The 19,037-nt window shown below is 69.6% G+C and carries 16 protein-coding genes; 12 read left to right on the plus strand and 4 right to left on the minus strand.

Features of this window, described 5'->3' with window-relative positions:
* The first annotated feature begins 222 nt into the window (after window positions 1-222).
* The 4 genes from ACIQVL_RS50095 to ACIQVL_RS50110 all read left to right on the plus strand — a co-directional run bounded on the left by ACIQVL_RS50095 (window position 223) and on the right by ACIQVL_RS50110 (window position 4,923).
* Window positions 223-1,002, plus strand: coding sequence for an oxidoreductase (locus tag ACIQVL_RS50095; RefSeq protein ID WP_403479095.1), 780 nt, complete (start codon window positions 223-225; stop codon window positions 1,000-1,002).
* A 306-nt stretch (window positions 1,003-1,308) separates the two neighbouring features.
* Window positions 1,309-2,352 (plus strand): NAD-dependent epimerase/dehydratase family protein, encoded by a 1,044-nt coding sequence (locus ACIQVL_RS50100; protein ID WP_403479096.1) that lies wholly within the window; start codon window positions 1,309-1,311, stop codon window positions 2,350-2,352.
* Between the two features lie 343 nt (window positions 2,353-2,695).
* Window positions 2,696-3,475, plus strand: a complete 780-nt coding sequence (locus tag ACIQVL_RS50105; RefSeq protein ID WP_403479097.1) for a UbiA prenyltransferase family protein — start codon at window positions 2,696-2,698, stop codon at window positions 3,473-3,475.
* 401 nt (window positions 3,476-3,876) lie between these two features.
* The gene (locus ACIQVL_RS50110) at window positions 3,877-4,923 is read left to right on the plus strand and encodes an endonuclease/exonuclease/phosphatase family protein (RefSeq protein ID WP_403479098.1); all 1,047 of its coding nucleotides are present in this window, start codon (window positions 3,877-3,879) and stop codon (window positions 4,921-4,923) included.
* A 203-nt stretch (window positions 4,924-5,126) separates the two neighbouring features.
* Here the strand turns inward: ACIQVL_RS50110 and ACIQVL_RS50115 are convergent, their stop codons facing one another.
* The 4 genes from ACIQVL_RS50115 to ACIQVL_RS50130 all read right to left on the minus strand — a co-directional run bounded on the left by ACIQVL_RS50115 (window position 5,127) and on the right by ACIQVL_RS50130 (window position 9,628).
* The gene (locus ACIQVL_RS50115; protein ID WP_403479099.1) at window positions 5,127-6,041 is read right to left on the minus strand and encodes an ATP-binding cassette domain-containing protein; all 915 of its coding nucleotides are present in this window, start codon (window positions 6,039-6,041) and stop codon (window positions 5,127-5,129) included.
* Window positions 6,042-6,049: 8 nt separating this feature from the next.
* Complete coding sequence (locus ACIQVL_RS50120) at window positions 6,050-7,129, minus strand: ABC transporter permease (RefSeq protein ID WP_403479100.1); 1,080 nt, start codon at window positions 7,127-7,129, stop codon at window positions 6,050-6,052.
* Window positions 7,129-8,148, minus strand: coding sequence for a sugar ABC transporter substrate-binding protein (locus ACIQVL_RS50125; protein WP_403479101.1), 1,020 nt, complete (start codon window positions 8,146-8,148; stop codon window positions 7,129-7,131). Before ACIQVL_RS50125 ends, ACIQVL_RS50120 begins: the two co-directional genes overlap by 1 nt.
* Before the next feature lie 502 nt (window positions 8,149-8,650).
* Window positions 8,651-9,628: a LacI family DNA-binding transcriptional regulator gene (locus ACIQVL_RS50130; protein ID WP_403479102.1), complete on the minus strand. Its 978-nt coding sequence runs from the start codon at window positions 9,626-9,628 to the stop codon at window positions 8,651-8,653.
* A gap of 240 nt (window positions 9,629-9,868) precedes the next feature.
* On the opposite strand from ACIQVL_RS50130, the gene ACIQVL_RS50135 reads away from it, so the two are divergent.
* From ACIQVL_RS50135 to ACIQVL_RS50170, 8 genes are all read left to right on the plus strand, one after another.
* Entirely contained in the window at window positions 9,869-10,930 is a 1,062-nt protein-coding gene (locus ACIQVL_RS50135) for a Gfo/Idh/MocA family oxidoreductase (protein ID WP_403479103.1), read from the plus strand.
* Window positions 10,927-11,778: a TIM barrel protein gene (locus ACIQVL_RS50140; RefSeq protein ID WP_403479104.1), complete on the plus strand. Its 852-nt coding sequence runs from the start codon at window positions 10,927-10,929 to the stop codon at window positions 11,776-11,778. Before ACIQVL_RS50135 ends, ACIQVL_RS50140 begins: the two co-directional genes overlap by 4 nt.
* A 132-nt stretch (window positions 11,779-11,910) precedes the next feature.
* The gene (locus tag ACIQVL_RS50145) at window positions 11,911-12,804 is read left to right on the plus strand and encodes a TIM barrel protein (RefSeq protein WP_403479105.1); all 894 of its coding nucleotides are present in this window, start codon (window positions 11,911-11,913) and stop codon (window positions 12,802-12,804) included.
* Between the two features lie 68 nt (window positions 12,805-12,872).
* Window positions 12,873-13,826, plus strand: coding sequence for a 5-dehydro-2-deoxygluconokinase (gene iolC / locus ACIQVL_RS50150; RefSeq protein WP_403479106.1), 954 nt, complete (start codon window positions 12,873-12,875; stop codon window positions 13,824-13,826).
* On the plus strand, window positions 13,816-14,688 hold the full coding sequence (locus ACIQVL_RS50155; RefSeq protein ID WP_355728191.1) for an aldolase: 873 nt from the start codon (window positions 13,816-13,818) through the stop codon (window positions 14,686-14,688). Before iolC ends, ACIQVL_RS50155 begins: the two co-directional genes overlap by 11 nt.
* Window positions 14,685-15,557, plus strand: a complete 873-nt coding sequence (iolB, locus tag ACIQVL_RS50160) for a 5-deoxy-glucuronate isomerase (protein ID WP_403479107.1) — start codon at window positions 14,685-14,687, stop codon at window positions 15,555-15,557. Before ACIQVL_RS50155 ends, iolB begins: the two co-directional genes overlap by 4 nt.
* Window positions 15,554-17,431 carry a 3D-(3,5/4)-trihydroxycyclohexane-1,2-dione acylhydrolase (decyclizing) gene (gene iolD / locus ACIQVL_RS50165; RefSeq protein WP_403479108.1) on the plus strand — a complete coding sequence of 626 codons (1,878 nt, stop codon included), beginning with the start codon at window positions 15,554-15,556 and terminating at the stop codon, window positions 17,429-17,431. Before iolB ends, iolD begins: the two co-directional genes overlap by 4 nt.
* A gap of 12 nt (window positions 17,432-17,443) precedes the next feature.
* Window positions 17,444-18,934: a CoA-acylating methylmalonate-semialdehyde dehydrogenase gene (locus ACIQVL_RS50170; protein WP_403479109.1), complete on the plus strand. Its 1,491-nt coding sequence runs from the start codon at window positions 17,444-17,446 to the stop codon at window positions 18,932-18,934.
* Window positions 18,935-19,037: the final 103 nt, after the last annotated feature.

The following is a 19,037-nucleotide window of genomic DNA, read 5'->3' on the forward strand; positions in this document are numbered from 1 at the left end:
CCGACACCATCGGCTTCGCCGTCCACTTCCCCCAGCCCTTCGGCCGCGTCCACATCGAGGACAACTGGGCCACCTGGCACCCCGTCGACGACTGACACCACCCGACCGCACCGGATCCCCGGCGACCTTCCCCCCGGGGATCCGGTGCCCAGCCTTCAGGCAGCCCAACCCAGGCAACCCGCCACACATAGTTTCTGCACATATTTCATGAAATGGAAAGCCATGGATCTCCGCCTCACTGGCAAGACCGCCATCGTCACCGGCGCCAGCAAGGGCATCGGACTCGCCACCGTCCGGACCCTGATCGGCGAAGGCGTCCGGGTCGTGGGCGCCGCCCGCACCATCACGCCCGAGCTGAAGGAGACCGGCGCGCACGCGGTGTCGGCCGACCTGAGCACCGCGGAAGGGGTCTCCACCCTCGTCGACGCCGCTCTGGCCGAGCTGGGCGGCATCGACCTGCTGGTGAACAACGTCGGAGGCGTCGACGACATGACCTACGCCTTCCTCGACATCAAGGACGCCGCGTGGACCAGCGCGTTCGACATCAACCTGCTCAGCACCGTCCGGACCACGCGCGCGGCCCTGCCCAGCCTGATCGAGCGCCGCGGAGCGATCGTCAACATCTCCTCCACCGTCGCGCAGCTGCCCACGAACGCCCCGGCTCCCTACAGCACGGCCAAGGCGGCACTCACCGCGCTCGGCAAGGCCCTGTCCGAGGAGTTCGGCCCGCGCGGCGTCCGCGTGAACACCATCTCCCCCGGCCTGGTCCACACCGCCGTCTACGACGACCCCGACGGCCAGGCCGCCCAGATGGCCGCCGCATCCGGCCTGAGCACCGCCGAGTTCGTCCAGCAGATCGTGGCGTCCCAGAACGTCGCGACCGGCCGCATGAGCAAGCCCGAGGAAATCGCGACCCTGGTCGCGTTCCTCCTGTCCGACGTGGCCGGCAACATCACCGGCGCCAACTACGTCATCGACGGCGGCACGATCAAGACCGTCTGAACCAGACGCACGGCCGCCCACGGATCAGTACGAAAGAAGACCGGGCTCACCGGTGACAGGCCCGGAACGCGGCGAGTGATCGCGCCGCCCGCCTGATCGGGCCCGGCGGCGCCACCCGTCGCGTGGACCGGCGAACCTTGCCGTCACCACACCCGTGAGTCCGGGCGTGTGCCCGGCCGGCCGAGGTGGGATCTTTCGGGGCCCCGTCGAAGGACCCCCGGCGAAGGATCCCACCCGGCTGTCCACCCTGTTCATCAGAGCCCCGTTCGCCAGAACCCCGTTCATCAGAGAAAGGGCAGTGTCCCGATGGGCCTACGAATAGTCGTCACCGGCGCGGCCGGGATGCTCGGCTCGCACCTGGTCGCGCGTCTGGCGGCGGACGGTCACGAAGTGCTCGGCCTCGACGTGCGTGATGTTTCTCCCCTGCCGGACGGTGCCCGGCACACGGTCGCCGACATCCGTGACGGTGCTGCCCTCGCCCGCGCGTTCGCCGGTGCCGATGCCGTGATCCACAGTGCGGCCGCGCTGCCCAGCTACCCCGCCGACCAGATCCGTTCGATCACGGTGGACGGCACCCGCAGCGTCCTGACCGCGGCCGAAGCGGCCCGCGTCGCCCGCGTCATCCACATCTCCTCCACCGCCGTCTACGGTCTGCCCAAGCTGGTACCCACGCCCGAGGAATACCCCCGCACCCCCGTCGACCCCTACAGCCGGGCCAAGGCCGAAGCCGAGGTCATCTGCGAACAGTTCCGGACCCGCGGGATGTGCCTGTCGGTGCTGCGTCCCAAGACCTTCCTCGGGCCCGGCCGCATGGGCCTGTTCTCGATGCTCTTCGAGTGGGCCGACGAAGGCCGCAACTTCCCCGTGCTGGGCAAGGGCGACGTGCGCATCCAGATGTTCGGCATGGCCGACCTGGTCGATGCCGTCGTGCTCACCCTGAACGCGCCGCCCGAGACCGCCAACGACGTCTACAATCTCGCCGCCGCCGAGTTCGGCACCATCCGCGAGGACTTCCAGGCCGTCCTGGACGCCGCGGGACATGGCAAGCGTGTGGTGTCACTGCCCGCCAAGCCGACGGTGGCCGTCCTGCGCGGCCTGGAGCGCACCGGGCTCTCCCCGGTGTACGGGCGGCTGCTCTACAAACTCCTCGACGACTCCTACGTCGACATCAGCCGCGCCCGCGAACGCCTCGGCTTCGCCCCCCACCAGTCCAACCAGGACGCCATTCTGAGCACCTACGAGTGGTGGCACAGCCGCCCCCAGGGTCCGTCGACCGCCCCCCGCACCGGCCGGACCAGCCGCGACGCCTGGCGCCAGGGAGCGCTCGGCCTCGCCAAAGTATTCTTCTGAACCCCCTTGGAGCCACAGTCATGAACAGCTCCGTCCTGCACGCACCGCCCGCACCGCCCACCCCGCCGTCCTCCGCCCGGCCCGCGCCGGCCCCCAGGCGGTGCCGTCTGTCCGGCCCGGGCAGGCCGCCGACGGCCCCCCGCGCCGTCGTCACAGTGCCGGTGGCCGCCCCCGCGGCCGGCCCGTCGGCGGCCACCCGCACCACCACGCCGCCGGCAGCGGCCACGGTCACGCCGCGCCCCCGGGCGCTCGCCGACCTGCTGTCCCTCATCCGCCCCGGCCAGTGGGTCAAGAACTTCGCGGTGATCCCGCTGGCCCTGCTCGACACCCGCTACTGGAGTGTGTGTCCGGGCTCGGCCGGATCGCCTGGGCCGTCGGCGTGTTCACCCTCGCGTCCGCCATCGTCTACGTCGTCAACGACCTGTCCGACCGGGAACGCGACCGCCTCCACCCCGTCAAACGCCACCGCCCCCTGGCCTCCGGCCGGATCGGCACCATACAGGCCCTCACCCTCGTCGGCGTTCTCGGCGCACTCCTGATCGCCGCCTGCGCCACCCGCCCCGTCACGGTGTGGTGGCCGGCCGCCCTCTACCTCGCCGTCAACTACGCCTACAGCCGCGGCCTCAAACACGTCCCCCTGCTGGACGCGTTCATCGTCGCGTTCGGCTTCATCCTGCGTTTCGTCGAGGGCTGCCTCGTCCTCTCACAGCCCGTGCCCCAATGGCTCGCCATCTGCGTCTTCTCCGTCTGCCTGCTGCTCTCCCTCGGCAAACGACGCCACGAACTCCTCAGCGCCGGAAGCAGTCACCGCCCCGCGCTGAGCGGCTACACCCTGGACTTCGTCGACCACCTGATCGTCATGGTCACCGGACTGACCGCCGTCTCCTACATGCTTTTCATAGGCGACAACCCGGCCTTCGCCGGCTCCGCCCATCTGCCTGCTCTGCTCTCCACGTTCTGCGCCCTCTTCGGACTCGCCCGCTACCTCCAGGTGCTGTACGTCATGAAGGGCGGCGCGAGCCCGGTCAAGACGCTCTTCCAGGACCCGGTCAGCCGGGTCAACTCAGCGCTCTGGGCCGTCCTCCTCGGCGCCGCCCTCCTGCTGCAGCGCTACGTCGCCTGACCGCCGGAACAGTCCGGAGGGTGCGGCTTGTCATGACCGCAGGAACACCACGCGTCCCCGTCGTGGTCCCTCATGGCGACTACGGTCGCGCACTCGGCCTCGCCAACACCGTGACCATGCTCCGTGCCAACCCTCGCACCGGCACCGTCCGGGGCACCTCCGTCGCAGAACCACCTACGCGTGACAGCCTCGTCGAGGAATACCCACGCCTCCACCAGTGCTGCCGGCTCGCCGGGATCAGGTGACTCGCCGCAGCCCCGAGGGGGACGGCCGCCCTGACCCGGTAACGCCGGCCCGAAGGCCACCGCGGCACCCGCGCCCTTTACAGCATCGGGGCGTCCCTCGACGGCCGTGAAACCCTGTTTCGGAAGCTCGGCGAACCCAGGAAGATTCGTTCAGTGATGCCAGCCCAAGTCGCCCTGTGTGCCGCCCTCGTGTGGTCGGCCTTCCTCGTGGCACACCTCCTGCTCAACGGCCGCTGGTGGGTCTGGCTGCTGCCCTCGCTCATCCCGCCGCCGCTGTTCGTGGCCGTACCCGCGCTCCTCGCACTGCTCGGTCTGCTGGCAGGCGGCCGTACGGGCCTTACCGCCGCCGCGCTCGGCGCCGCCGCCCTCGCCGCCGGCGCACGCCAGTCCGGAATCACCCCGAAAGCCCTGCATCGTGGCAGGACCGCCACGTCCCCGGCGGACGCGGTACGGCTGGTCTCCTGGAACACCCAGCACTGGTGCCAGAACACCGACCCCGACCGGTTCTACACGTTCCTGCGCGAACTCGACGCCGACGTCTACCTGCTGCAGGAATACAGCCACGACCATTTCGACGGCACCTACGAACTCATCGACGACGAGCCACGACTGCGCGCCGCCTTCCCGGAACACCAGATCGCCACCGCCCGCGGCCTGGTCACCCTCTCCCGGCTGCCGATCGCCGATGTCGTGGAGACCGCCGCCCGCCGTACCCTCCGGGTCGACCTCCAACTGCCCGACCACCGTGTGCTTTCCACCTTCAACGTGCACATCCCGGTCCAGCTGCGCCTCATCAGCCCCCTGCGCGCCGAGTTCTACCGCCAGGTACGGCAACGGGCCGCGGACCGGAAGAAAGAGTACGAAGGCCTGGCAGCCGATGTCGCCGACTGCCGCACGCCCGCGCTGATCGCGGGCGACTTCAACACCAGCCCGGCCATCGGCGACGCTCACCGCATCGCACGGCTGGGCAAGGACGCCGTCCGCCTGACCGGCCGCCTGTATCCCACCTCATGGCAGCCCAGGCCCGGCATGCGATGGTGGCGCCTCGACTGGCTGCTGACCACACCCGGCGCGCACGTCCACTCGTATCGGTTCCGCGACCCCCACGGCCTGTCCGACCACAGCGTCCAGGAAGTGACCGTCAGCCTGCGCACAACCCGCCCGGCCGGTCGGCACGCCCGGCACCTACCGCCTCGTCACTGAGCAAGGTCGGGGACCGGCGCGGCGGCTCTCGCTCCGTTTCCAGTCCCCGCCGGTGCGGACCGTGCGTGCGGTTCTCCCGCACACGGCTTTCCGACATCGTTCACCGACTGGCATGCGCCGCGGCCCCGTGCGCAGAGCCGAAGTGCCGACGAGTCCGTTCCTGGCCTACGGGAAGGGTTCGCGCGACGCCTGCCGGAGTCGACTCAGGAGTTCCTCTCAGCCGTTGCGGCGACGGGTGCGGTGAAGCCTTCCTCGTCCGGGAGTTCTTCGGTGTCGACGCCGCGAACCTGGGCCAACTCGTGCTTGAGCGCGGCAAGTTCGGTGCCGCCCGCCATGTGGTTGGTCAGCTCCTCCAGGCTCACCTCGCTGCGGGAGGCGGAGAGTTCGAGGGTGCCCAGGCGCAGCACGCTGAAGTGGTCGCCGACCATGTAGGCGTGGTGGGGGTTGTGGGTGATGAAGATGACCCCCAGGCCGCGATCCCGCGCGGCGGCGATGTACTTCAGCACCACGCCGGACTGCTTCACACCCAGGGCGGCGGTCGGCTCGTCCAGGATGAGGACGCGGGCGCCGAAGTACACGGCGCGGGCGATCGCGACACACTGGCGCTGGCCGCCGGAGAGGGTGCCGATGGGCTGGTCCAGGTCGTCGAGGACGATGCCCATGTTGCGCAGCTCTTCGTCCGCGGTCTTCTTCATCTTCGCGATGTCGAGCCGGCGCACGGGCCAGGGGCCCTTGGTCAACTCGGAGCCGAGGAAGAAGTTCCGCCACACCGGCATCAGGGGGACGGTCGCCAGGTCCTGGTAGACCGTGGCGATACCGCGGTCGAGGGCCTCGCGTGGCGTCGAGAAGCGCACCGGGGTGTCATCGACGAGGAACTCGCCCTCGGTGTGCTGATGCAGCCCGGAGATGATCTTGATGAGGGTCGACTTGCCGGCACCGTTGTCGCCGAGCACGCAGGTGACCCGGCCAGGGTGGACCCTGAGGCTTACGCCGTGCAGGGCGCGGATGTTGCCGTAGGACTTGCCGGTGTTCTTCAACTCGACCACCGGCTGGCCGTCCTGGAGTGTGGCGTCCTCGGGTGACGTCCCACTTGGTGTGGTGGTGTTGGTCGTTGTCATGTGTGTGGTCACCTCCGGGTCGCGGTCCGCTGGACCCACAGATTGATCATCACGGCGCCGAGCAGCATCACGCCGAGGAAGGCCTTGAACCAGTCGGGGTTCCAGCCCGCGTAGACGATGCCCTGCTGGACCATGCCGAACATGAAGGCGCCGAAGACGGGACCGATCGCCGAGCCGGCGCCACCGGTCAGGAGGCAGCCGCCGATGACGGCCGCGGAGATGTAGAGCAGCTCCTGGCCCACGCCCTCGCCGGACTGCACGGTGTTGAAGGAGAACAGCTGGTGCATGCCGACGAACCAGGCGCCGACGCCGACCAGCATGAACAGAGAGATCTTCGTGAACGCCACCGGGACGCCGACGGCGCGGGCGGAGTCCTTGTTGCCGCCGACCGCGAAGATCCAGTTGCCGTACTTGGTGCGCAGCAGCACCCAGGTGGCGATGGCGGCGAAGATCAGCCAGTAGAACACGGTGATCTTCACCTGGACGCCGCCGACGTCGACAGTCGAGGCGAAGATCTTCCTGGCCTGGTCGAAGCCGTCCATGTTGCTGATGTCGTCGGTGGCGACGTTCCCGGTGACCAGCTTGGTCACCGCCAGGTTCACGCCCTGGAGGATCAGGAAGGTGCCCAGGGTGACCAGGAAGCTGGGCAGTCCGGTCTTGACGACCAGCCAGCCATTGAAGAAGCCGACCGCCAGCGATACGAGCAGGGCGACGAACACACCGACCCAGACATTCATGCTCAACTGGTAGGCGAGCATGCTCGCGGTCAGCGCCGAGGTGATCACGCCAACGCCTGCCGAGAGGTCGAACTCGCCGCCGATCATCAACAGCGCCACCGGCAGCGCCATGATCCCGATGGTCGACGACTGATACAGGATGTTCGCCATCGAACTGCCGTCACGTACGGGTGGCGCCGAGATCAGGAAGAACACGTACACGGCCACCGCACCGAGGAAGACACCCACCTCGGGCCGGGCCAACAACCGCAGCGCCAAGGGGCGCTCGGCGGTCCGCCCGTCCTTCTCCTTGCCGGGGCCGGAGGCCGGCGGTGTCGCCACCGCCGGCGCAGCCTGTTGGGTCATGCTCATCACCGGGTGCCCTTCGCGGCGAACGCGGCGACCTTGTCGACGTTGGACTCGTCGACGAAGGCCGGGCCGGTCAGCACCGGCTGCTCACCGCCGCCGCTGTAGTTGCCGTTGTTCTTGTAGAGCCACAGCGAGTCGACCGCCAGGTAGCCCTGCAGGAAGGGCTGCTGGTCGACGGCGAACTCGATGGTGCCCTTCTGGATGGCGGACACAAGCTCCTTGTTGAGGTCGAAGGTGGCGACCTTCGCCTTGGTGCCCGCGTCGGACACCGACTGCACCGCGGTGAGTGCGATCGGGGCAGCGAGGGTGACCACCTGGTCGATGGAGGAGTCCTGCTTGAGCTTGGCCGTGATGGTCGACTGCACCGACGGCATGTCGGTGCCGTTGACGTAGAGGGTCTGCACCTTGCCGGAGAAGGTCTTCTTGACGCCGTCGCAGCGCTGGGTGAGGGCGACGTTGCCCTGTTCCTGAATGACACAGGCGACGTTCTTGGCACCGGTCTCGTTCAGCTTCTTGCCGAACGCCTCGCCGGCCACCGTCTCGTCCTGGCCGAAGTACTCCAGCATGCCGAGTTTCTTCCACTCGCTCAGACCGGCGTTGAGGCCCACAACGGGGATGCCCGCCGACACCGCCTTGCCGACGACGGTCTTGAGGGCGTCCGGCTTGGCGAGGGTGACCGCGATGCCGTCGACCTTCTGGTCGATCGCGTTCTGCACCAGGTTGGACTGGTTGCCCGCGTTCGGGTCGGCGGAGTAGATCAGCTTGATGTTGTCCTTGGCCGCCGCCGCTTCGGCACCCTTGCGGACGATGTCCCAGAAGGTGTCACCGGGGGCCTGGTGGGTGACCATCGCCACGGTCATGCGGGGAGTGCTCGCCTTCCCCGCGGAGGCCACCGCACCGTTGTCCTCGGACTTCTTGCCCCCGGAACTACTGGAACAGCCGGCGACGGTCAGAGCTGCCGCAGCCGCCACGGCCACGAGCGGGACCAGTCTGCGGGAGCGTGAGTGAGAAAAGCGTTCCATGTTTCGTGCACCTCGCTGTGCGACAGGGGAGACGGAAGTTGCAGATCCCAAGGATCCGGAGGATCCGGAGGATCCAGAGGCCGACATCCGATCGTCGGATACGTGCCTGATTGCCGTAGTCACGGTGACCGACGGGAGTGGCTCTGCCGACAGATGCCGGAAGGTCATCCCGACATGCGCCGACAAGGCAGGCATTGGCGTTCGCCTGCATCTAGTACGTTCTAGAAGGTGTGGTCAGTACGCCAGGCTTCGGGAGTCACGTCAAGGCATCCGGCCTGGAGCGTTATAGAAGCGTTTCGACATGAATGCACCCTCGACTGATCGCCCACCCCAACGATCGCTCGCTACAGCCCACCCGAAGCCGGAGCAAGGGGACCCGCACATGCACTGAAGTCGTCCGAGCTCCGATGACCGGGGGTACCGATAGACAACTAGTACGTTCTAAAGAATGTCAAGACATTAGCATCGAAGAATTTCCTCGAACGAGCGCCGAAGCCACGGGTCAGCGCGGCGCCGGGCCGGTGGTCGCCCGCTCCACCAGGCGGGGTGTGAGGACGACCTCCTGCGGAGTACCACCCGCGATGAGGTCCAGCGCCGCGGTCACCGCGGCGTCCGCCATGCGGGGCGCATCCTGGGAGACGGTGGTCATCCGCACGTGTGGCATCTTCGCCAGCCGTGAGTCGTCGTAGCCGACCACGGACATGTCTCCGGGCACAGCACGGCCCTGATGTGCGAGGACGTCCAGGACACCCGTGGCCGTCCGGTCGTTGAAGGCGATGACGGCCGTGGGTGGTGGCACTTGACGAGCCAGCAGGTAGTTCATGCCTTCCGCCCCGGCCTCCTCGGTGAGTCCGCCCGCGAGCACGTCGGCGAAGTCTCCCAGCCCGTGATCCGCCATGCCCTGCAGGAAGCCGAGGCGGCGGTCGGAGCTGCCCGGGGCTCCGGCGCCGTCGATGTGCGCGATCCGACGGTGGCCAAGGCCCACGAGATGGTCGACCGCGAGCCTGATGCCCAATGAGTCGTCGCCGCGGACGGCACCCACGCTCGGTACATCACTGTGGCGGGCGACGAGGAGGGTGGGCAGCCGCAGGGCCAGACGTTCGAGTTCTTCGGTGGTCAGGCGGCTGCCGAGCAGAATCCCAGCCTCGCAGCGCTCTCGCATCAAGGCGTTGAGCGCCGTGGACTCGCTGCGGCTGGGGGCCACCGCACTGATCACCGCTTCGTAGCGATGCCGTGCGGCGGCGGCGTAGATGTGCTCCACGAGATCGCCGTGGAAAGGCTGCTGGAGCTCGAAGACGACACCGAGCACCCGCGAGCTGGACCGGCGGAGTTTCTGGGCACGCTGATCAGGGACGTAACCCAACTCGTCGGCGATCCGCAGAACGCGCTGCCGGGTCTCGTCACTGGCGCCGGGGACTCCGCGGATCACGATCGAGACCAGAGCGGTGGAGATGCCTGCGGCTCGTGCCACGTCGGCCATGGTCGGGCGTCCTCTGCGTGCGGAGCCGGCGTCGGCGACAGGCGCAGGGGGCGTTTGTTCGACGCTGTCGCGAGCGTCGCCGTCGCCCAACTCGGTCACGTCACCACTCCCCAACCTGGTCGAATGCGGCTTCGTCGCCCATTCGGGCGGCCTCCGGCCGAGCATATCGACCCCTTGACCGATTCCCGGTGCGCGCTCTACCTTCCCGCCTAGAACGTACTAGTTTCTGGGAGCCCCGACATGGTCGTCGCTGACAATTCCCCCGGCCGCAACCGGCCCGTCCCGCACACACTGCGGTTCGCCACGATCGGCGCAGGCCGCATCGGGTCGAATCACGCCGCGATAGTCGCCCGCCACATCCCCGGCACCGCCCTGGCCGCGGTCAGCGACCCGGTTCCCGGCGCCGCCGAACGCCTCGCCGCCGAACTGGGCGCGCCGCAGGCCACCACCGACGTGATCGAGGTCCTCGGCCGCGACGACATCGACGGCGTGCTGATCACCGCACCGGCGCGCGCCCATACCGAGCTGGTCGTCGCGGCGGCCGAGGCCGGCAAGCACATCTTCGTCGAGAAGCCGATGGCGGTGACCCTGGCGGATGCCGACCGGGCCATCGCCGCTGCGGAACAGGCCGGCGTCGTACTCCAGGTCGGCTTCAACCGGCGCTTCGCCCCCGGCTTCGCCGCCGCCCGCGCCGCGATCGACGAGCAGCGGATCGGCACCCCGCAGCTGCTGCGCTCGCTCACCCGCGACCCGGGCCCCTTCACCGCTGACCCGGCGCGCATCCCGCAGTGGACGATCTTCCTGGAAACCCTCATCCACGACTTCGACACCCTGTGCTGGCTCAACCCCGGCGCCGAACCGCTCAGCGTCCACGCCACCGCCGACGCGCTGGTCCGCCCCGACGCCAAGGACCAGGGCCACCTGGACACCGCGGTGGTGACCGTCCGCTTCGACAACGGCGCCATCGCCACCGCCGAAGCCTCCTTCTGCGCGCTGTACGGCTACGACGTACGCGCCGAGGTGTTCGGCTCGGAAGGCATGGTCACCGCCGGCGACGCCCGCACCACGAACATGACCTTCTACGGCGCCCAGGGCATCCACATCGACACCGCCCGCCGTGACACCGACCTGCTGCACGCGGCATACGTCGGCGAACTGACCGCCTTCGCCGACGCCGTCCGCCACAAGAACCCCGCCGCCGTCACCGGCCACGACGCCCGCCGCGCCCTGTCCATCGCCCTCGCGGCGATCCGCAGCGTGGAGACCGACCGCCCCGTCACGATCGCCGAGGTGACCGCATGACCCCGACCACGTCCGGCCCGTCCCCCTTCGTCCTCGCGGCCAGCGCCGAAATGCTCTACCGTGACCGGCCGTTCACCGAGCGCGTGACCCGGATCGCCGAGCGCGGCTTCCAGGTGGAGATCTGGGACTGGTCGGCCAAGGACCTCGACGCCCTGGCCGCCACCGGCGCCACCTTCTCCTCCATGACCGGCTACCTCACCGGCAACCTCACCGACCCCGACGGCATCGACGCCCTGCTCACCTCGGCCGCCACCTCCCTGGAAGCCGCGAGCCGCATCAACTGCCCGAGGCTGAACCTGCACGGCACCGGCCTCGACGACAAGGGCCTTCCCGTCCGCCCCATCGAGGTCGTCACGCCCCACATGTGGCTCACGGCCGCCGACACGCTACGGCGCGTCGCGGAACTCGGCGAAGCCGCGGGCCGGGTCTTCACCCTGGAAAACCTCAACCTGGCCGTCGACCACCCGGGCACCCCCTTCGCCCGCGCCGCCGACACCCTGGCCCTCGTACGCGCCGTGGACAGCCCGTACCTGCGCATGAACCTGGACCTCTACCACGCCCAGATCGGCGAGGGAAACCTCGTCGAACTCTGCGAGCTGGCGCTGCCGTACATCGGTGAGATCCAGGTCGCCGACGTCCCCGGACGCTGCGAACCGGGCACCGGCGAGATCCACTACCCGGCCGTCGCCCGCGCCCTTCACGCCCTCGGCTACACCGGCGTCATCGGCCTCGAAGGCTGGGCCCGCGACGACTCCGACGCCGCCCTCGACGCCTTCCAAGACGCCTTCACCCTCACCATCCCGGCCCCACCCGGCCACGACACCACTGCGGCCACCGTCAGCTCCTGACAAGGACGAACTCCCCCCGACTGAGCGGTACCGCCCGCCGCGCCTGCGGTTCCGCCAACAACACCGCCGCGCCTTTCGCCGGGCGAAACAGCCTCCCGGCGAAACCTTCCCCCTTCACACGAGGTGACACCGATGAACTCTCGCACCCGCATCGGAAGCGCCCCCGATTCATGGGGTGTGTGGTTTCCCGAGGACCCCCACCAGACGACCTGGACGCGTTTCCTGGACGAACTCGCGCTCGCCGGGTACAGCTGGCTGGAGCTGGGCCCCTACGGTTTCCTCCCCACCGACCCGGAGGTGCTCCGCGAGGAGCTCGGCCGCCGCAACCTGAGACTGTCCGGCGCAACCGCCGGCGGCCCCCTGCACCTGCGGGAGGCCCACGAGAACATCCGCAAGGAACTGCTCCAGGTCGGTCGCCTCGCCGCCAGCCAGGAAGCGCGGTACGTCGTCTTCCTGCCCGCCATGTACCGCGACCTCCACAACGGCGCCCTGCTCGAACCAAGTGAGCTCGATGCCGACGGCCGACGGGCACTCGTGGAAGGGGCCACCGAACTCGCCCGCGCGCTCTACGAGGAGACCGGAACCCGGTTCGTCTTCCATCCGCACGCGGAAACCCATGTGGAGACCGACGAACAGATAGCAGCGTTCCTCGCCGACACCGACCCCGGGTTCGTCGGCCTCTGCCTCGACACCGGACACGTCGCCTACCGGCACGGGGACACCCGCCGGCTCATGCGCGAGTTCGCCGAACGCATCTGGTACGTCCATCTCAAGCAGGTCGACCCGCAGATACTCGGCAGGGCCGACCGGCAGCAGTTGCCCTTCGCGAAGGCCGTCCAGCTCGGCGTCATGTGCGAGCCCCCTCAGGGAGTCCCCAGCCTCCAGGAGATCGGCGAAGGACTGGCACACCTGCCCGACGACACCTTCGTCATCGTCGAGCAGGACATGTACCCCTGCGCCCTGGACCACCCTCTCCCGGTCGCCACGCGCACCCGCCGCGTGCTTCACGATTCCGCGATCGGATGACACCTCCACGGTGCGCCAGCCCCCTCTTCCATCCACACGCCCCTCCTCCGAAGTGAAGGGAACCAGCAATGCCGTTCGAAGTGCTGACCATGGGCCGGGTGGGAGTGGACGTGTATCCGCTCCAGACCGGTGTCGGGCTGGCCGAGGTCACCTCGTTCGGCAAGTACCTGGGCGGCAGCCCGACGAACGTCGCGGTGGCCGCGGCGCGGTACGGCCGTACGGCGGCCGTGATCACGAAGACCGGCCGGGACCCGTTCGGGGATTTCGTGCGCACCGCGCTGGACGGCTATGGCGTCGACAGCCGCTTCGTCGGTACGTCGGACATCGCGCCTACCCCGGTGACGTTCTGCGAGATCTTCCCGCCCGACGACTTCCCGCTGTACTTCTACCGCCTTCCCAAGGCCCCCGACCTGGACCTTCAGCCCAATGAGCTGGACTTGGACGCGGTGCGGGACGCGGCCGTCTTCTGGATCACCGGGACCGGGCTGAGCGAGGAACCCAGCCGTTCGGCGACGCTGGCCGCTCTCCAGCACCGCGCCAAGGCCGGCACGACGGTGTTCGATCTGGACTGGCGGCCGATGTTCTGGGCCGACCCTGCCGAAGCACGGACGTACTACGCCCAGGCCCTGCGCCACACCACGGTCGCGGTCGGCAACGTCGACGAGTGCGAGGTCGCCACCGGCGAGCGCGAGCCGTACGCCGCCGCGAAGGCACTGCTGGCCGCCGGTGTGGAGCTGGCCGTGGTGAAGCAGGGCCCGAAGGGCGTGCTGGCCGTGGACCGCGACGGTACGGCCACCGAGATCGCGCCCGTCCCGGTCGACGTCGTCAACGGCCTCGGCGCCGGCGACGCCTTCGGCGGGGCGCTGTGCCACGGACTGCTGTCCGGCTGGGACACCCATCGCACGGTGTCATACGCCAACGCCGCCGGCGCCATCGTCGCCGGCCGGCTCTCCTGTTCCGACGCCATGCCGACCCAGGACGAGGTCGAAGCCAAGATGCGTGAGGTGACCCGTGCCGTCTGAGAAGCTGAGCCGCATTGTGGAGGCCCGGGTGAACGACCCCGGCGCCATCGCGGCCGCCGCCGCCCGGCGGGTCCCGGCAACCTCACTGCGGGGCGACCACGGCAAGGCGATGATCATCGCCGCCGACCATCCGGCCCGCGGCGCGAACGGTGTAGGCGGCGACCCGACCGCCATGGCCGACCGCTTCGAACTCCTCGACCGCCTGTGCGTCGCACTGGAACGGCCGGGCGTGACCGGGGTGTTGGGCACCGCCGACATCCTGGAGGACCTGCTGCTGCTCGGCGTGCTGGACGGCAAGTCCGTCTTCGGCTCGATGAACCGGGCCGGACTCGCGGGCAGCGTCTTCGAGATCGACGACCGCTTCACCGGCTACGACGCCGCCACCATCGCGGCGATGGGCTTCGACGGCGGCAAGATGCTCACCCGGATCGCGCTGTCCGATCCGGCGACGCCGTCGGTGCTGGAGGCGTCCGCCCACGCCGTCGACGAGCTCAACGACCGCCGGCTCATCGCGATGGTCGAGCCGTTCATGTCCGAGTGGCGGGACGGGAGGATCCGAAACGACCTCTCCCCGGAGGCCGTCATCAAGTCGATCACGATCGCCTCGGGGCTGGGCCGCCGTACCGCCTACACCTGGCTGAAGCTGCCGGTCGTGGCCGACATGGAGCGCGTGCTGGCCTCCTCCACGCTGCCCGCCCTGTTGCTGGGCGGCGAGGTCACCGACCCGGAGGCCGCGTTCGCCTCCTGGGGCCGGGCGCTGAAGCAGCCGACCGCGCAGGGGCTGGTCGTCGGCCGCTCGCTCCTGTACCCCGCGGGCGGCGATGTCGCCGGCGCCGTCGACAAGGCGGTGAGCCTGCTGTGAGCGGCGACAGGTACCACCTGCCCAAGGGCACGTCGGCCGACGGCCCCTACGACCTCCTGGTCACGCCGGAGTCGGCGGGCTGGGGATACTCCGGCCTCAGGATCCTGACCCTGGGGCCGGGCGAAACGCACGCCCTGTCCACCGAGGACTCCGAGTTCCTGGTCCTGCCGCTGACGGGCTCGTGCACCGTCGCCACGGACGGCCAGGCCTTCGAACTCGAAGGCAGGACAGGCGTGTTCGCCTCGGTCACCGACTTCGTCCACCTCCCCCGCGAGTCGGCGGCCCTCATCAGCAGCGCGGCCGGCGGGAGGTTCGCGCTGCCCTCCGCCCGTACCGAGCAGGGAGGTCATTCCGCTCGGTACGGGCGCAAGGAGGACGTCCCCGTCGAACTGCGCGGCGCCGGGGCCTGCTCGCGGCAGGTCAACAACTACTGCCTGCCCGGCGCCTTCGACGCCGAACAGCTGCTGGTGTGCGAGGTGCTCACGCCGGGCGGCAACTGGTCCTCCTACCCGCCGCACAAGCACGACGAAGCGCGGCCGGGGGTCGAATCCGAGCTGGAGGAGATCTACTACTTCCAGGTCGCGGGCGGCGAGGGGGGCTTCGGCTACCAGCGGGTCCACGGCACCCCGGACCGCCCGATCGACGTGCTCGCCGAGGTACGCTCTGGCGACACCGTGCTGATCCCGCACGGCTGGCACGGCCCGTCGATCGCCGCGCCCGGCTACGACCTCTACTACCTCAACGTCATGGCGGGCCCCGGCCAGGACCGGGCCTGGCTGATCTGCGACGACCCGGCCCACGGGTGGGTGCGCGCGACCTGGGACGCCCAGGACGTCGACGACCGGCTGCCCTTCGGAGAGGACCGATGAAAACCGTACGACTGACCACCGCCCAGGCCCTGGTCCGCTTTCTCGCCAACCAGTACAGCGAGCGGGACGGCCAGGAGCAGCGCCTGATCCCCGGTGTGTGGGGGATCTTCGGGCACGGCAACGTCGCCGGCATCGGGCAGGCGCTGCTGCAGGCCGCGGTCACTCGGGAGGCCGATCTCCCCTACTACCTGGCGCGCAACGAACAGGGCATGGTCCACGCCTCCGTCGCCTACGCGAAGATGCGCGACCGGCTCGCGACCTTCGCCTGCACGGCGTCGACCGGTCCGGGCTCCACGAACATGATCACGGGTGCGGCGCTGGCGACCACGAACCGCCTGCCCGTCCTCCTGCTTCCCTCGGACATGTTCGCCACCCGCGCCGCCGACCCCGTCCTCCAGCAGCTGGAGGACACTCGGGGCGGCGACGTCACCGTCAACGACGCCTTCCGCGCGGTGTCGAAGTACTTCGACCGCGTCTCCCGGCCCGAGCAGCTGATCCCGGCCGCGCTGGCGGCGATGCGGGTGCTGACCGACCCGGTCGAGACCGGCGCCGTCACTCTCGCCCTGCCCCAGGACGTGCAGGCCGAGGCCTACGACTGGCCGGTCTCCTTCTTCCGCCGCCGGGTCTGGCACGTCGGCCGCCCGGTGCCGGAACCGGCCGCCGTCGAGCGAGCCACCCGGCTGCTGCGGAACGCCAGGAAGCCGCTGATCGTGGCCGGTGGCGGCGCGGTGTACTCCGGTGCCGAGACCATGCTGCGGGCCTTCGCCGAGGCCACCGGCATCCCGGTCGCCGACACCCATGCCGGCAAGGGTGCGGTGCCGTGGGACCACCCCTACGCGGTCGGCGGCATCGGCTCGACCGGTTCGTTCGCGGCCAACGAGCTCGCGAAGGACGCGGACGTGGTGCTGGGCATCGGCACCCGGTACTCCGACTTCACCACCGCCAGCCACACCGTCTTCGGCAACCCGGACGTCACGTTCGTCAACCTCAACGTGGCCCGCCTGGACGCCGTCAAGCACTCCGCCGAGCCGCTGGTCGCCGACGCCCGCTTGGGCATCCAGGCCCTCGCCGGAGCCCTGGACGGCTGGGAGGTGGAGGAGTCCTACCGGCGCCGCACCCGTGAACTGATCGCCCGCACACGGGAGATCGAGGACGCCTGCTTCACCGTCGGCCACGGCCCGCTCCCGGCCCAGACCGAGATCCTCGGCGCCCTCAACGACGTCCTGGACGACCGCGCGGTGGTCATCAACGCGGCCGGGTCCATGCCCGGAGACCTCCAGCAGCTGTGGCGGGCCCGCGACCCGAAGGCCTACCACGTGGAGTACGCCTACTCCTGCATGGGCTACGAGGTCGCCGCCGGCGTCGGGGCCAAGATGGCAGACCCGTCGCGTGAGGTCGTCGTGCTGGTCGGCGACGGCTCGTACCTGATGATGGCCCAGGAGATCGTCACCATGGTCTCCGAAGGCCTGAAGGTCATCATCGTCCTGGTCCAGAACCACGGCTTCGCCTCCATCGGCGCCCTCTCCGAATCCCTCGGCTCCCAGCGGTTCGGCACCAAGTACCGCTACCGCAACGGCGATTCGGGCCGGCTCGACGGCGACGTCCTCCCCGTCGACCTCGCCGCCAACGCCTCCTCCCTGGGCGCGGACGTCCTGCACGCCACCACCGTCGAGGAGTTCCGCTCCGCGATGGACAAGGCGAAGGCCGCCACCCGCACCACCGTCGTCCACGTCGAGACCGACCTCTACGGCCCCAACCCGCCGGGCCACGCCTGGTGGGACGTCCCCGTCAGCGAGGTCTCCGCCCTCGACACCACCCGGGCCGCCTACGACACCTACACCGCCCACAAGCAGACCCAGCGCCACTACCTGTAAGGAACCCCCGCTGTGAACACCATCCCGCACTGGATCAACGGCGCCGAGGTCAGCACCGAGACCACCGCCCCCGTCTTCAACCCCGCCACCGGCGCCGAGCAGGCCCGCGTCGCCCTCGGCGGCGCCCCCGAGGTCGACGCGGCGGTCGCCGCGGCCTCCGCCGCCTTCGATACCTGGCAGGACTCCTCCCTCTCCCAGCGCACCCAGGTCACGTTCGCCTTCCGCCAGCTGCTGGTCGACCACGAGGAAGAACTCGCCCGGATCATCTCGGCCGAGCACGGCAAGACCGTCGACGACGCCCGCGGCGAGATCACCCGCGGCCGCGAGGTCGTCGAGTACGTCTGCGGTCTCGGCGACGTCCTCAAGGGCTCCTTCTCCGACCAGGTCTCCCGCGGCGTCGACGTCCACAACTTCCGCCAGCCGCTCGGCGTGGTCGCGGGCATCACGCCCTTCAACTTCCCGGCCATGGTCCCCCTGTGGATGCACCCCGTCGCCATCGCCACCGGCAACACGTTCATCCTCAAGCCGTCCGAGCGCGACCCCTCCGCCGCGAACTTCGTCGCCGGCCTCTACCGGAAGGCGGGCCTGCCCGACGGCGTCTTCAACGTCGTCCACGGCGGCAAGGACGCGGTCGACGCGCTCCTCACCCACCCCGGCATCGAAGCCGTTTCCTTCGTCGGCTCCACCCCCATCGCCAAGTACGTCCACGAGCAGGCCACCGCCCACGGCAAGCGCGTCCAGGCCCTCGGCGGCGCCAAGAACCACGCCGTCGTCCTCCCCGACGCCGACCTCGAATTCGCCGCCAACCACCTCACCGCCGGCGCCTACGGCTCCGCCGGCGAACGCTGCATGGCCGTCTCGGTCGCCGTCGCGGTCGGCGACGCCGCCGACTCACTGGTCGAGATCCTCACGCGCAAGGCGAACGAGGTGAAGGTCGGCCCCGGCGACGCCCCCGGCACCGAGATGGGCCCCCTGGTCACCAAGGCCGCGCAGGTACGCGTCGAGAACGCCGTCACCACCGCCCAGACCCAGGGCGCCACCGTCGTCGTCGACGGCCGCGGCCTGAAGGTCGAAGGACACGAGAACGGCTTCTTCACCGGCCCCTCCCTCCTCGACCACGTCACCACCGAGATGGACGCCTACCAGGAGGAACTGTTCGGCCCGGTCCTGGCGATCCTGCGTGTCGACACCCTCGGCGAGGCCATCGAGGTCATCAACGCCAACCCCTACGGCAACGGCACCGCCCTGTTCACCGCCTCCGGCGAATCCGCCCGCACCTTCCAGCGCAGGATCAAGGTCGGCATGATCGGCATCAACGTCCCCGTGCCCGTGCCGATGTCGTACTACTCCTTCGGCGGCTGGAAGGACTCCCTCATCGGCGACTCGCCGATCCACGGCCCCGAGGGCATCCGCTTCTACACCCGCCCCAAGGTCATCACCACCCGCTGGCCCGAACCCAAGCAGCAGCTCACCGCCGGCTTCAACTTCCCCACCTCCAACTGATGGCCCTGGCCCTGCTCAGCGCATTCGTTACCAGGCCAGCGCTGGGCGAGGAGTCGATGGACCAGCCGACCACCTGGCGTGAACAGGTGTTCGGGGCGACGGT

The organism is Streptomyces sp. NPDC090499 (assembly GCF_044769305.1).
GTDB lineage: Bacteria > Actinomycetota > Actinomycetes > Streptomycetales > Streptomycetaceae > Streptomyces.

Excerpts from the sequence above, each read along its gene's own strand:
- iolD (WP_403479108.1), top strand. The coding sequence starts at position 15,554 with ATGAAAACCGTACGACTGACCACCGCCCAGGCCCTGGTCCGCTTTCTC.
- ACIQVL_RS50125 (WP_403479101.1), bottom strand. The coding sequence starts at position 8,148 with ATGGAACGCTTTTCTCACTCACGCTCCCGCAGACTGGTCCCGCTCGTG.
- ACIQVL_RS50130 (WP_403479102.1), bottom strand. The coding sequence starts at position 9,628 with ATGGCCGACGTGGCACGAGCCGCAGGCATCTCCACCGCTCTGGTCTCG.
- ACIQVL_RS50115 (WP_403479099.1), bottom strand. The coding sequence starts at position 6,041 with ATGACAACGACCAACACCACCACACCAAGTGGGACGTCACCCGAGGAC.
- ACIQVL_RS50110 (WP_403479098.1), top strand. The coding sequence starts at position 3,877 with ATGCCAGCCCAAGTCGCCCTGTGTGCCGCCCTCGTGTGGTCGGCCTTC.
- ACIQVL_RS50135 (WP_403479103.1), top strand. The coding sequence starts at position 9,869 with ATGGTCGTCGCTGACAATTCCCCCGGCCGCAACCGGCCCGTCCCGCAC.
- ACIQVL_RS50140 (WP_403479104.1), top strand. The coding sequence starts at position 10,927 with ATGACCCCGACCACGTCCGGCCCGTCCCCCTTCGTCCTCGCGGCCAGC.
- ACIQVL_RS50095 (WP_403479095.1), top strand. The coding sequence starts at position 223 with ATGGATCTCCGCCTCACTGGCAAGACCGCCATCGTCACCGGCGCCAGC.
- ACIQVL_RS50145 (WP_403479105.1), top strand. The coding sequence starts at position 11,911 with ATGAACTCTCGCACCCGCATCGGAAGCGCCCCCGATTCATGGGGTGTG.
- iolC (WP_403479106.1), top strand. The coding sequence starts at position 12,873 with ATGCCGTTCGAAGTGCTGACCATGGGCCGGGTGGGAGTGGACGTGTAT.
- ACIQVL_RS50100 (WP_403479096.1), top strand. The coding sequence starts at position 1,309 with ATGGGCCTACGAATAGTCGTCACCGGCGCGGCCGGGATGCTCGGCTCG.
- ACIQVL_RS50120 (WP_403479100.1), bottom strand. The coding sequence starts at position 7,129 with ATGAGCATGACCCAACAGGCTGCGCCGGCGGTGGCGACACCGCCGGCC.